General features: G+C 72.2%; 12 protein-coding genes, 1 tRNA gene, 1 pseudogene and 1 riboswitch. Of the genes and pseudogenes, 8 read left to right on the top strand and 6 right to left on the bottom strand.

The annotated features are described in order from the left end of the window. Positions 1-24: 24 nt before the first annotated feature. Positions 25-972 (bottom strand): M56 family metallopeptidase, encoded by a 948-nt coding sequence (locus ACFXB5_RS48685; RefSeq protein WP_385221215.1) that lies wholly within the window; start codon positions 970-972, stop codon positions 25-27. A gap of 3 nt (positions 973-975) precedes the next feature. Beyond that, positions 976-1386 (bottom strand): BlaI/MecI/CopY family transcriptional regulator, encoded by a 411-nt coding sequence (locus ACFXB5_RS48680; protein WP_037956803.1) that lies wholly within the window; start codon positions 1384-1386, stop codon positions 976-978. 166 nt (positions 1387-1552) lie between these two features. Here ACFXB5_RS48680 and ACFXB5_RS48675 point away from each other — a divergent pair, with 166 nt between their 5' ends. Next, a complete protein-coding gene (locus tag ACFXB5_RS48675; RefSeq protein WP_385221212.1) occupies positions 1553-2878 on the top strand; it encodes a cytochrome P450 in 1326 nt (441 codons plus the stop codon). Positions 2879-2911: 33 nt separating this feature from the next. Here ACFXB5_RS48675 and ACFXB5_RS48670 read toward each other — a convergent pair whose 3' ends face one another. Then, positions 2912-4492, bottom strand: coding sequence for an SDR family oxidoreductase (locus ACFXB5_RS48670; RefSeq protein ID WP_385221209.1), 1581 nt, complete (start codon positions 4490-4492; stop codon positions 2912-2914). Between the two features lie 25 nt (positions 4493-4517). Beyond that, positions 4518-4692, bottom strand: a riboswitch (TPP riboswitch). 164 nt (positions 4693-4856) lie between these two features. Here ACFXB5_RS48670 and ACFXB5_RS48665 point away from each other — a divergent pair. Both ACFXB5_RS48665 and ACFXB5_RS48660 read left to right on the top strand, forming a co-directional pair. Then, complete coding sequence (locus ACFXB5_RS48665; protein WP_014061825.1) at positions 4857-5156, top strand: type II toxin-antitoxin system VapB family antitoxin; 300 nt, start codon at positions 4857-4859, stop codon at positions 5154-5156. 132 nt (positions 5157-5288) lie between these two features. Beyond that, the gene (locus tag ACFXB5_RS48660; RefSeq protein ID WP_385221206.1) at positions 5289-5981 is read left to right on the top strand and encodes a LytR C-terminal domain-containing protein; all 693 of its coding nucleotides are present in this window, start codon (positions 5289-5291) and stop codon (positions 5979-5981) included. Positions 5982-6210: 229 nt separating this feature from the next. Here ACFXB5_RS48660 and upp read toward each other — a convergent pair whose 3' ends face one another. Then, entirely contained in the window at positions 6211-6846 is a 636-nt protein-coding gene (upp, locus tag ACFXB5_RS48655) for a uracil phosphoribosyltransferase (protein WP_201856170.1), read from the bottom strand. Between the two features lie 176 nt (positions 6847-7022). Here upp and ACFXB5_RS48650 point away from each other — a divergent pair, with 176 nt between their 5' ends. From ACFXB5_RS48650 to ACFXB5_RS48635, 4 genes are all read left to right on the top strand, one after another. Then, a complete protein-coding gene (locus tag ACFXB5_RS48650) occupies positions 7023-7190 on the top strand; it encodes a hypothetical protein (RefSeq protein WP_201856171.1) in 168 nt (55 codons plus the stop codon). Positions 7191-7371: 181 nt separating this feature from the next. After that, positions 7372-7908: a hypothetical protein gene (locus tag ACFXB5_RS48645; RefSeq protein WP_165556255.1), complete on the top strand. Its 537-nt coding sequence runs from the start codon at positions 7372-7374 to the stop codon at positions 7906-7908. Between the two features lie 18 nt (positions 7909-7926). Next, positions 7927-8427: a tRNA adenosine(34) deaminase TadA gene (tadA, locus tag ACFXB5_RS48640; RefSeq protein ID WP_037956789.1), complete on the top strand. Its 501-nt coding sequence runs from the start codon at positions 7927-7929 to the stop codon at positions 8425-8427. An 81-nt stretch (positions 8428-8508) separates the two neighbouring features. Continuing rightward, positions 8509-8595, top strand: a tRNA-Ser gene (locus tag ACFXB5_RS48635). Between the two features lie 117 nt (positions 8596-8712). Here ACFXB5_RS48635 and ACFXB5_RS48630 read toward each other — a convergent pair. Continuing rightward, positions 8713-9330, bottom strand: coding sequence for a response regulator (locus ACFXB5_RS48630; protein WP_385221200.1), 618 nt, complete (start codon positions 9328-9330; stop codon positions 8713-8715). Continuing rightward, positions 9326-10318, bottom strand: a pseudogene (locus tag ACFXB5_RS48625) (sensor histidine kinase); the annotation flags it as partial. The pseudogene ACFXB5_RS48625 and the gene ACFXB5_RS48630, both read right to left, overlap by 5 nt. Before the next feature lie 581 nt (positions 10319-10899). Here ACFXB5_RS48625 and ACFXB5_RS48620 point away from each other — a divergent pair. Continuing rightward, positions 10900-12178, top strand: a 1279-nt coding sequence (locus ACFXB5_RS48620) for an alpha/beta fold hydrolase (RefSeq protein ID WP_385221196.1), incomplete at its 3' end; no start/stop codon positions are given.

The following is a 12178-nucleotide window of genomic DNA, read 5'->3' as shown; positions in this document are numbered from 1 at the left end:
ACCGCCCCCCCCCCCGACCCGGAGTTACAGCGGGGTCGCGGCGTGCAGGACGAGGACCAGGGCGACCGCCGCGTTCGCCGAGGACAGCGCGGACGCGGCGGTGCCCACCGCCGCGATCCACAGGGCCAGCCCCGCCGCCGTCCACGTCGGCGGCCAGTGCCGGGACGGCGGCACCGGCTCCAGCAGCGCCGCGACCCTGCGCGGCACCGGACCCGGCGCGGCGAACCCGGCGAGCGCCGGCCCCGGCGTGCCCCGGGAGACCAGGGCGGCCTTGCCGACCGCCCGCGCCGTGACCCGGCGGTCGCCGACCTCCTGAGCCGCTTCCTCGTCCGCCCAGCGCTCGGCGCAGTAGTCCACCGCGGACCGCAGCGGCCGCAGCAGCGGGTTGGCCCGCGCCGCGAGCCGCGCGGCCAGCAGATAGCGGTGGTGGTGCGCGGTCAGATGGGCGCGCTCATGCGCGATCAGGGCCCGCCGCTCGCGGGAGCTGAGACTGTCCAGCATCCCGGTGGAGACGACGATCCGGCCCGGCTTCCCGGTTCGCCCGGAGGTCCCGGGCAGCGCGTACGCGTACGCCTTGTCGTCGGGCAGCACCGCGACCGGCGACTCCGGCAGCCCGGCGAGCGCGAGCCGGGCGTCCCGCCGCACCCGGCCGTGCCGCAGACAGGTGGCCGTGCAGGAGACGGCCACCGCCGCCAGCGCGCCGATCGCCGCCTTCCCGGCCACCACGTCGAAGGGCACCGCCGCCCGTACCTCGGGGTCCGACCAGCTGTCCGGCAGCGGGTTGCCCGGCAGTTGCGCCGTGCCGACGACCATCAGCAGCCCCAGGCACAGCGTGGAGCACACCGCGAGGACGGTGCCGACGAGCGTCAGCAGCCGAGTGGCGGTGCGCGGATGGAGATGTTGCTCGGCGAGCCGGGCGATCGGCAGCGCCGTCAGGGGCAGAACCAGCGGGAGGAAGACGAAGACGCCCATCGGTCAGTCCTCCGGCTCCTCCGCCACGTCGCTCAGCAGGTCGCGCAGCAGCCGCTCGTCGTCCTGGGTCAGCCCGGTCACAAAGCTGGCCAGGACCGCCTCGCGGTCGTCCTGGCCGTCCAGCACCCGGCGCATCCGCAGCGCCGCGAGCCCCGCCTCGTCCGACGCCGCCCGCCAGACGAAGGAGCGGCCCGCGCGCTCACGGGTCACGGCCTGTTTGGCGTGCAGCCGGGACAGGATGGTCATGACCGTGGTGTAGGCGAGCTCGCCCTCGATCCGCTCCTGCACCCATGCGGCGGTCACCGGCCCCGGCGCCCGGCTCAGCGCCACGAGCACCTGCGCCTCCAGCTCGCCCTGGCCACGCCGACGGGGGCGGCGGGGCCAGCCGGGCCCGCCGGTCCGGTCGTGGTCCATCACACCGTCTCCTTCCCCACCGCACGCGCCCGGCGCGCGGCGCTCCATCGTAGCGAGCGGTCCACGGTCCTGCGTTCGCCCCTTTGGCCTGGCTGTACGCGCGGGCCCGAACCGCCTCACCGATGCTGAGCAGGGGGACGACCCCGACGAAGGAACGCAGTCAGCCATGACGCAGACGCAAGGCTCGCTCGTACGGCGGATCATCGACTACGCCCATCGAGCCGACCCGTACCCGATCTACGCCGAGCTGCGCAAGACGCCCGTGGTGCGTGACGCGGAGGGGCCGTACATCGTCTCCACCTACTGGGAGATCCACGGTCTGCTGCACGACCCCCGGCTCAGCTCCGACGCGCGCAACCTGGACCCCCAGGCCGCCTCGGAGCTGCCCGAGGAGCCCGAGGCGGACGACCCGGGGCTGCCGCCCAGCTTCCTGAAACTGGACCCGCCCGAGCACGACCGGCTGCGCCGGCTCGCGACGGCGCCCTTCGGCCCGCCGCACACCCCGCGCCGGCTCCACGAGATGCGCGGTGAACTCACCCGTATCGTCGGCGAGCTGATCGACGGCTTCGAGGGGCGGCACCGGATCGATCTGGTCGACCACTTCTCCTACCCCTTCCCGGTGACCGTGATCTGCCGGCTGCTCGGGGTACCGCGGGAGGACGAGCCGCGCTTCCACGCCTGGGCCGACGCCCTCGCCGCCAGTCTGGACCCCGGCCCGGACGCGGGCGCGGGCGCGGGCGCGGACGCCGCCGAGCGGCGGCGGATCACCCGGCAGGCCCGTACGGAACTGGCGACGTATCTGTCCGAGCTGATCGAGAAGCGCCGCCGCGCACCCGGCGACGACATGCTCTCGGCCCTGGTCAGCGGGGAGGGCCCGGAGGGGCGGATGAGCCGGGTGGAGCTGCTGAGCACCGCGGCGCTGCTGCTGGTGGCGGGGCACGAGACCACCGTCAACCTGATCACCAACGGGATGCTGACCCTGCTGCGCAACCCCGATGTGCTCGCCCGGCTGCGCAAGGATCCCCATCTGGTCGTGCCACTGGTGGAGGAGCTGCTGCGGTTCGATCCGCCGGTGCAGATGCTTCCCCAGCGCACCCCGCTCTCGGAGATCGACATCGCGGGCGTGACCATCCCCCAGGGGGCGTCCGTGTGGCTGCTGCTGGCCTCGGGCAACCGCGATCCGCAGCGCTTCCCCGACCCCGACCGGTTCGATCCGCAGCGCAGGGACAACCAGCACCTCGGCTTCGGCAGCGGCATCCACAGCTGTTTCGGCGCCCCGCTGGCCCGGCTGGAGGCGCAGATCGCGCTGACCGAGCTGGCCCGTCGGCTGGACGAGCCCCGGCTGCTGGAGGACCCGCCGACCTACCGGCGCAACGCGGTGCTGCGCGGGCCACGGCATCTGCCGCTCGCCTTCGAGGGGCTGCGGCCGAACGGGTCTCCGAACGGATCCCGGAGCCGCCCCCCGAACCGCTCCCCGAACGGGTCCCGGTGACGGCGGGGTTCGCCGTGCGCGGGACAGCGGGGCTCACCAGGCGCGGAACGCGGACGCTCTCGTCCCGGCCGCGTCCGTCCCGCCCCTGCCCGTCCCGGCCTCGCCCCTCTCGGCCCGGGCGGCGATGTTCCGGGCCATACCGCCGAAGACGAGCGCGTGCCACGGCGCGACCGACCACCAGTACAGATGCCCGGCGAGGCCGCGCGGATGGAACAGCGCCCGCTGCCGGTACACCGTCCGGCCCCGCGCGTCCCGGTCGACCACCATCTCCAGCCAGGCCAGGCCCGGCAGCCGCATCTCGGCCCGCAGCCGCAGCAGCCGGGGCGGCAGGACCTCCTCCACCCGCCAGAAGTCGAGGCTGTCCCCCACTCTGAGCCGCGCCGCGTCCCGGCGGCCCCGGCGCAGCCCGACGCCGCCGACCAGGGTGTCGATCCAGCCGCGCAGCGCCCAGGCCGGCGGCAGCGAGTACCACCCGTTCTCCCCGCCGATCCCCTCCACGACCCGCCAGACGTCCCCCGGCGAGGCGTCCACCGCGCGCTCGCGGCGGTCCTGGTAGAGGCTGCCGCCCGACCAGTCGGGGTCGGTGGGCAGCGGATCGCTGGGGGCGCCGGGGGCGGCGGCGGAGGACCAGCGGGTGGCCACCTCGGCGTCGCGGATCCGCCGCAGGGCCAGCTCCAGCGCCCGGTCCACGCCGAGCGGCCCGCCCGGCGGGTCCGGCACATAGCGGGTGATGTCCCGTTCGGCGCACACCACTTCATGGCGCAGCGACTCCACCAGCGGGCGGGCGATGGCGCCGGGTACGGGGGTGACCAGGCCGACCCACAGGCTGGACAGCCCGGGGGTGAGCACCGGCACGGGCACGATCAGCCGCCGCCGCAACCCGGTCACCCGCGCGTACCGCCGCATCATGGCGCGGTAGGTGAGGACGTCGGGGCCGCCGATGTCGAAGGCCCGGTGCACCTCGTCCGGCAGGGTGGCGCAGCCGACCAGCAGCCGCAGCACATCGCGGACGGCGATGGGCTGGGTGCGGGTGCGCACCCAGCGGGGCGTCACCATCGCCGGCAGCCGCTCGGTGAGATAGCGCAGCATCTCGAACGAGGCAGAGCCCGAGCCGATGATCACCCCGGCCCGCAGCACGGCCGTCGGCACCCCGGAGTCCAGCAGCACCCGGCCCACCTCGGCCCGGGACCGCAGATGGGGCGAGAGCTCGCGCTCGGGGACGCCCTCCGGGGTCAGCCCGCCGAGGTAGACGATCCGGCGCACCCCGGCGGCGCGGGCCCGCTCGCCGAAGATCCGGGCGGCGCGGCGGTCGGTCTCCTCGAAGCCGGATCCGGTGCCCAGCGCGTGAACGAGGTAGTACGCGACGTCCACGCCCTCCATGGCGGCGCGCACGGACTCCTCGTCGGTCACATCGCCGCGTACGGTCTCCACCCGCCCCGCCCAGGGCTGATCGCGCAGCTTCTCGGGCGAGCGGGCGACACACCGCACCTGATGCCCCGCGGCCAGCAGCTCGGGCACCAGCCTGCCGCCTACATAGCCGGTGGCCCCGGTGACCAGACAGCGCCGCGGCTCCGGCGCACCGTATGGGCCCGGCGGGCGCTGGGGAACAGCCATGAGGCCATGGTGCGCGGGCAGGACAAAACCTGCGAGGTGGGCTCCCTTCGGCGGCATTGTCCGTATCAGGTGTTGGAGGTCGCTCTCAGGTCTCCCCGACCTTCGAGCCTCTCAGCCCGGCCATCTAGAAGACGCTCTCTCGGGGGACTCACGTCCCCTGTCGTGAACGCCTCTCCGGTCGAGCTCCCTCGCTCGCCCCGCAGGCTGTTATTTACGTTACTCCGGGCCCTCATGAGCGCCTAGCCCCTTTCGAGCATTTTTTCCAATTTTCCGAGTGCTGCGGGACCCGGCTCCGGCCCGGCTCCGGCCCGGCACTCGGGCGCCTTGGCTGCGCCGGGAGGGGCTTGCCCGGTAGGCTTTCCGTGTGATCTTCAAGCGCATCGGAAACGGTCGGCCCTATCCCGACCACGGCCGGGAAAGCACCCGCCAGTGGGCGGATGTCGCCCCACGCCCGGTACGTCTTGACCAGTTGGTCACGACGAAGCAGCAGCTCGACCTGGAGACGCTGCTCGCCGAGGACTCCACGTTCTACGGGGACCTCTTCGCCCATGTCGTGAAATGGCAGGGCGACCTCTACCTGGAGGACGGGCTGCACCGGGCGGTGCGCGCCGCGCTCCAGCAGCGCCAGGTGCTGCACGCGCGCGTCCTGGAGCTCGAGGGCTGACCGCGCCCCGCCCCCCGGTGACCGATCGCCGTTGATCGACTTCCGATCTCTGTTGACCCTTTCGGGTTGGCCTGAGCACCAACCATTGATCATTTAGTAGGCATCGCCACCTGGCCGCACTACGCTGCGCACATGAGCATGCTGACCCCTCCCGGCATGGGCGGAAAGTACCGCATTACGGGCGATCGCTACCCGCGGATGAGCCGGCCCCGGAACCGCCGGCGGCTGATGTTCACCGCCTTCGGCTCGGTTCTGGCGCTCGGCCTGGTCGGGTGGGGAACACTTCAGCTCATCGACGTCTTCTCCGGCGACAGCGGCGGCCAGAAGGTCCGCGCGGCGCACGGCACCGGGGACTGCGAGCGCGGCGACAAGCGCCCCGACGAGAACGCCAAGTCAGGCCGGTCCGACAGCGGCCAGGGCGGTCAGCACGGCCGTACGGGCGGGAAGCTCCCGAAGCCCGCCCAGATCACCGTCAACGTCTACAACGCGACCACGCGCTCCGGCCTCGCCAAGGACACCGCCAAGGAGCTGGAGAAGCGCGGCTTCAAGATCGGGAAGGTGGGCAACGCCCCGACCCAGTACGACAAGAAGGTCAAGGCCACCGGGATACTGCTCGGCGCCCCCGGCGCCGGCGACGGGGCCTTCAATGTGCTCGGCACGCAGCTCGCCGGCGCCCAGACCAAGAACGACGCGCGCGACGGCAAGGACATCGACCTGATCATCGGCAACGATTTCAAGGACCTGGTCGAGCAGAAGGACGCCGCCAAGGCGCTCGCCGCCCTGGCCAAGCCCTCACCCGCACCCTCCGGATCGCCCTGCCGCTGAGGGGTGGGCTCGACCGGTCGCCGGCGGGTGTCCGACGCATCGTGACGCCTGCGGCGGGCTGCTCCCCTCCCCGCCCCTTCCCGACACCTGACGATATGCGGCTCCGCCGCGTGGGGGCTTCGCCCCAGACCCCGGGGTCCAGGGGCGAAGCCCCTGGTAGCGGGGAGGGGGAAGTATCGATATGCGGCTCCGCCGCGTGGTCCGCCGTACACCCCGTAAGGGCGTGAGCTCAGCCCGCGGTTCCGTACATTCGGTCGCCCGCGTCGCCGAGCCCCGGCACGATGTACCCCTGCTCGTTGAGCCGCTCGTCGACGGACGCGGTGACCACCGTCACCGGCGCCCCGGCGAGCTCGCGCTCCATGAGCTCGACGCCCTGGGGCGCCGCCAGCAGACACAGCGCGGTCACATCGTCGGCGCCCCGCGATATCAGCTCCCTGATCGCCGCGACGAGCGTCCCGCCGGTGGCGAGCATCGGGTCCAGGACGTAGACCTGACGGCCGGAGAGGTCCTCGGGCATCCGGGTGGCGTAGGTGGACGCCTGGAGCGTCTCCTCGTCGCGGATCATGCCCAGGAAGCCGACCTCGGCGGTGGGCAGCAGCCGCACCATGCCGTCGAGCATCCCGAGACCGGCCCGCAGGATCGGCACGACCATGGGGCGCGGATGGGACAGCCGTACCCCGGTCGTGGCCGTCACCGGGGTCTCGATGTCGACCTGCTCGGTGCGCACATCGCGCGTGGCCTCGTACGCGAGCAGGGTCACCAGCTCGTCGGCGAGCCGCCGGAAGGTGGGGGAGTCGGTGCGCTTGTCGCGCAGCGTGGTGAGTTTGTGCGCCACCAGCGGGTGGTCGACGACGTGGATCCGCATGGCAACGACACTAACCGAGCCCTCGGAGCCCGGCTCCCGCCGGTGACGCCCTGGTGCGCCTCCCCGCGCTCGACCGTCTGCCGCCGTACTGGCATCAAACTTCTGATTCGGGGGAAAGTGGGCAACAACGCTCGGGCTCCCACCGGGCGATACTCAGCCCCGAGGAGTGAGTGACCATGGCCGACGCGACCGCGAGGGAAACCGCCGCGGACCGCCGCCGCCGTCGCGACCGCTTCCTGCGCGCGCTGAACGAGGCCCGGGCGGTACGGAACCAGGTGCGTCCCCGGCTGGCCCGCGCGGCCCGGATGCGCCGGGCGATACACATGCGGACGTTCTCCTGGTGAGCTCTGCTGAGCTTCCGCCGAACCGCCGGGGACGGTTTCCGCGCGTTTCGATTCCGTCCGCGTGAGCCACATCTCTTTGGACTGGTGCACGACGCAGCGTGGAAGACCTCTCGCGAAGCGACGGTTTCTGCCACGATTCCGATTGGGGCGGGACACTGTCCCGCCCGCCCCCGGCACGCCTATGACCAGTGGGAGAGTCACGGTGTACTTCGCCGCATTGCTCGCGCGCACCGCAGAAGGGTGGGAAGCGAGCGACACAGAGCTCGATGACGTGGAAACCTTGACGGACTTGATCGAACTGGCCCGTCTGGCCTCCAAGGACGACGACACGGTATTGGCCTTCATCGAGCACGAAGACGCGTGGTTCGGCGTCGTCCGTGTGGACGGCGAGGACGACCCGCACATCTACGTATCGGACGCGGCAGCGGCCGCCCGCACCTCGTACGGCTCGATGCTCACCGACGAGCTGCTCGGCCGGGACCCCGACGACGATCTGGACAGCCTGGTCGACCTGGACGGCACCGAGGACGGCGAGCCGGACCGGGACGACGAGGACGCGGACGACGCCCCGGTCCCGATCGGCCCGCTCGGCGACGCCGACATCCTGGCCGACCTCGGCATGGACGAGAAGGAGCTGAAGGCCCTCGACGGGGACGCCCTCGAATCGATCGCCGAGATGCTCGGATGCAGCATGGAGGGGCTGGAGGCGGTGCGCTGACCGCCGCACACTGAAGTCATGACCGATCCGCTGACCGGCCTCCTGCCCGGCCCCGACCCCGACCCCCTGCGCGACCCCTGGCGCGAACCGATGCGCCTGGCGCTGGAGGAGGCGGTGCGGGCACCCGAGACGGGAGATGTGCCGGTCGGCGCCGTCGTGCTGGGCCCGGACGGCTCGGTACTCGGCCGCGGCCGCAACGAGCGCGAGGCCCACGGCGACCCCACGGCCCACGCCGAGGTCCTCGCCCTCCGAGCCGCCGCCCACCACCTCGGCGGCTGGCGGCTGACCGGCTGCACCCTGGTGGTCACGCTGGAGCCGTGCACGATGTGCGCCGGCGCGATCGTCCTGTCCCGCCTGAACCGGCTGGTCTACGGCGCCGTGGACGAGAAGGCCGGCGCGGTCGGCTCCCTCTGGGACGTCGTCCGTGACCGCCGCCTCAACCACCGCCCCGAGGTCATCGGGGGCGTCCTGGCCGAGGCGTGCGCGGCCCCCTTGACCGCCTTCTTCCGCAAGCCCTGAGCCCCGCCCCGAGCCCCGTCGCGCGGGCCGGTCCCGGAACCGATTTCGGTTCCCGGCCACCCGTCCGCTAGGCTCTCTCTCGGTAGCGTGTCCGAGCGGCCGAAGGAGCGCGCCTCGAAAGCGCGTGAGGGGGCAACTCCTCCGTGGGTTCAAATCCCACCGCTACCGCTCACACACCCTCCTGATCCGCGGAAACGCAGGTCAGGAGGGTGTTTTGCATAGGGACACGTCCACCAGTCGTGTGGACCCGTCCAGCTATGTGAGCCCGCACGCCCCCAACTGGCCTCATTCCTCCGCGTCACGGACCAGGAGTGCGATCTGTACCCGGTTGTCGACCGCCAGCTTGGCGAACAGGCTGCCTATGTGTGCCTTGACGGTCGCGACGCTGATGTACAGCCGCTCGGCGATCTCCGGGTTGCCCATCCCGTCCGCGATGGCCCGAGCGGTGTCGAGTTCTCGTGTCGTCAGGGTGGACAGCCGTTTCCGTGCTGCTTCGCGGGATGAGTCGCGAGCGTGATCGGACCGCGGACTGGTGGCCGCGGCGGTCACCCGTGCCGTGGCGGCCGGACCCAGCACGGGGTTGCCGTCCGCGACGGTCCGCACCGCGTCGAGAAGCCGCGGCGGTTGGGTGTCCTTGAGGACGAACCCGAGTGCTCCGGCGTGCAGTGCGCCGAGCACCAGATCGTCGGAGTCGAATGTGGTCAGCATGAGCACCCGCGGCGGCGCCGGCCGGGTGAGGAGTTCCCGGGTCGCGCTGAGACCGTCTCGGCCGGGCATCCGCACGTCCATCAGGACGACGTCCGGCCGCTGCTCGTCCACCACGGTGAGCGCGGCGTCCCCGTCGGCCGCCTCCGCGACGACGGTCAGGTCCGGTTCGCCGTCGATGACGAGTCGCAGCGCCATCCGCACCAGTTGGTCGTCGTCGACGATGACGACGCGCAGGGGAGTTGCGGACGCTGACGTCGAGGTTGTCGCCGACGGTTCCCCCGAGGGTGATGTGTACGTGTGCGCCCGGGGCGTGTTTGGCGGCGTTGGTCAGTCCTTCCTGGACGATCCGGTAGCAGGTGCGTCCGACGACGTCGGACGGTGTTCCCGTCACGGTGGTGGTGAGCGTGACGTCCAGTCCGGACGTGCGGGCGTCGGCCACCAGGTCGGGGATGCGGTCGAAGGAGGGCTGTGGTGGTTCCGGGCGGCCCGGGTCGGCCCGGAGCACGCCGAGGACATCCCGTAGTTCTTCCAGGGCCTGGTGGGAGCCGTCGGCGATGCCGCGGACCAGCACGCGGTTCTCCTCGGCGGTGAGGTCGCCGCGCTGGTCCAGCACTCCGGCCCGCATGGCGACCAGGGAGATCCGGTGCGCGAGCACATCGTGCATCTCGCGGGCGATCCGGTTCCGTTCCAGGGCCCGTGCCTGCGCCGCCCGTGCGGTCTGTTCCCGTTCCGCGCTCTCCACGCGGTCCCGCAAGGACCGCACCTCGACGCACCGCGCCCCGATGGCCATGCCCACGGCCACGGCGATGCCCGCGATCAGCGCCGGGAACGCGAGTGCGAGCCACAGCGGGCCGGGCGGGGTGGGGTAGAACCCGCCGGCGAACTGTGACGCGGTCACGAGGGCCAGCCCGGCGACCCCGCTCTCCACCGGACGGCGGCGCGTGGAGAGCGAGACCAGCGCCAGAAACGCGGCGCCGGAGGCGAGCGCCGACGCGGTCGAGGCGATCGCGACCGTCATGGCGACGCCGAGCGGGAACCGCCGCCGCCACAGAAGCGCCGTCAGACAGCCGAGAGCCACCAGCGGATCACCGATGAAGAACCACGAGACGGTTCCGGTCGGCTGTCCCCGCAGCACCACACCGGTGGAGAGCCAGAGCGGTATGCCCACCGCCGCGGCCGCCATCAGCCGCCAGGTCTGCTGCCACCACCCGAGCCGTGGCGCGACGTCCGTGTTCACCTGGTCAGTATCGCGACACGGGGTGCGGACGGTGAGTCGGGCCGCGGGATGACGCGCCCCCGACCAGAGTCGAATCACCACCCCGCCTTGGGCCGGAGGCGAGGCGAGCCGCCGGGCCGATGTGCCTGCCGGGCCGCGCGGACAGACTCGTTCACGTGCCGAGACAGCCGAACACCAGGCGGAGAAGCGCGATGCGCAAGGGTGGCTATGCGGCCCTTGAGGCGGTCGGGATGGTGATCACGGCCCTGGCGTCCAAGCGATGATCCGCGCCCTGCTCGACCAGGATCGCGAGCCGCTGTGGGGCAATCTCACCTGGGTCCCCGGCGGACTCACCGGCCAGATGATCCTCCTCGGATCTCATCGCGCTCGTCGCCATGGTGTCCGGTGGCTGGGCACACACCCGCAAGGAACCGGCCACCGAACGGGCCGGACATCCCGGGGGAATCCGCGACCGGGGAACGACCTGACGCCCATCGGGACGACAGACCCGCGTCTACGGCCGTACGTGCCCCACAGGAGGACATCAGATGCGCAGATCTCTGCCCCTCGCCCTCGCCGCCACCGCGGTGGCGGCGACCGCGATCACGGGAGTGTCGGCGGTGGCGACGCCGGACAGGGCGGCCGCGAGGCCGGACACCGTGGAGTGGGGTCCGTGCCCGGAGGAGACCGCCTCACCCCTTAAGGCCGACTCACCCCGTCTCCAGTGCTCCACGCTCGAAGTCCCGCTGGACTACCGCGATCCCGACGGCCGGCAGATCGAGATCGCGATATCCCGGCTGGCGAGCAAGGAACCCTCGAAGCGCCGCGGCGTACTGCTGACCAATCCGGGCGGCCCCGGCCTCACGGGACTCGGCTACCCGGCCGCTCTCGCCGCCTCCGGGCTGCCCCAGAAGGTGCTGGACTCCTACGACGTGATCGGCCTCGACCCGCGCGGCTCCGGCCGCAGCACGCCGGTGACCTGCGATCTGACGCCGGAACAGCGGAACCGCGGCAACTTCCCGCCGTACGCGCACACCGCGGCCGATGTCGCGCGGGAGGCGGGGAACGCCCGGACCATCGCCAAACAGTGCGCCACCTCGCGGACGGCGCGGATGCTGCCGCACACCACCACCGCGAACACCGCGCGCGACATGGACCGGATCCGGGCGGCGCTGGGCGAGCCGAAACTTTCGTACCTCGGTGGGTCCTACGGCTCCTACCTCGGCGCGGTGTACACGACACTGTTCCCGGAGCGGAGCGACCGGATCGTGCTCGACAGCAACCTGGGCCCCGGCGGCTACGACGTCACGGCCATGCGGTCGCTCGCCCGTGGAATGGAGGACCGGTTCCCGGACTTCGCCGCGTTCGCCGCCGCACACCCCCAGTACGGTCTGGGCACCACACCACAGCAGGTGACCGCGAAGTTCTTCGACCTCGCGAGGCGGTTGGAGGCGAAGCCGGTCCGGGGCATCGACGGGACGGCGTTCCGCGGGATCACCTTCGACCGCCTCTACAGCGATGCGTCCATGCCCTCGGTGGCCGAGATGTGGCAGGCGCTCGACAAGGATCGGCCGCTGCCGCCCGGCACTCCGCCGTCGATGGAGAACATGGAGAATCTCATGGCCGCCCGTTTTTATGTGATTTGTGGTGATTCACGCTGGCCGGGGACGGTCCGGGAGTACCAGCGGAATGTCGCGGTCGACCGGCTGAGGTACCCGATGCTGGGCGGGTCCACGGCCAACATCGGACCGTGCGCGTTCTGGCCGGACAAGCGGGTCGAGCCGCCGGTGCGCATCGGTGACCGGGGCCCGTCGAACGTGCTCATGG

Origin of the sequence: Streptomyces sp. NPDC059455 (assembly GCF_042750115.1) — a bacterium.
GTDB lineage: Bacteria > Actinomycetota > Actinomycetes > Streptomycetales > Streptomycetaceae > Streptomyces > Streptomyces endocoffeicus.
Note: the sequence above shows the minus strand (reverse complement) of the source record. Positions and strands in the feature narration are given on the sequence as shown.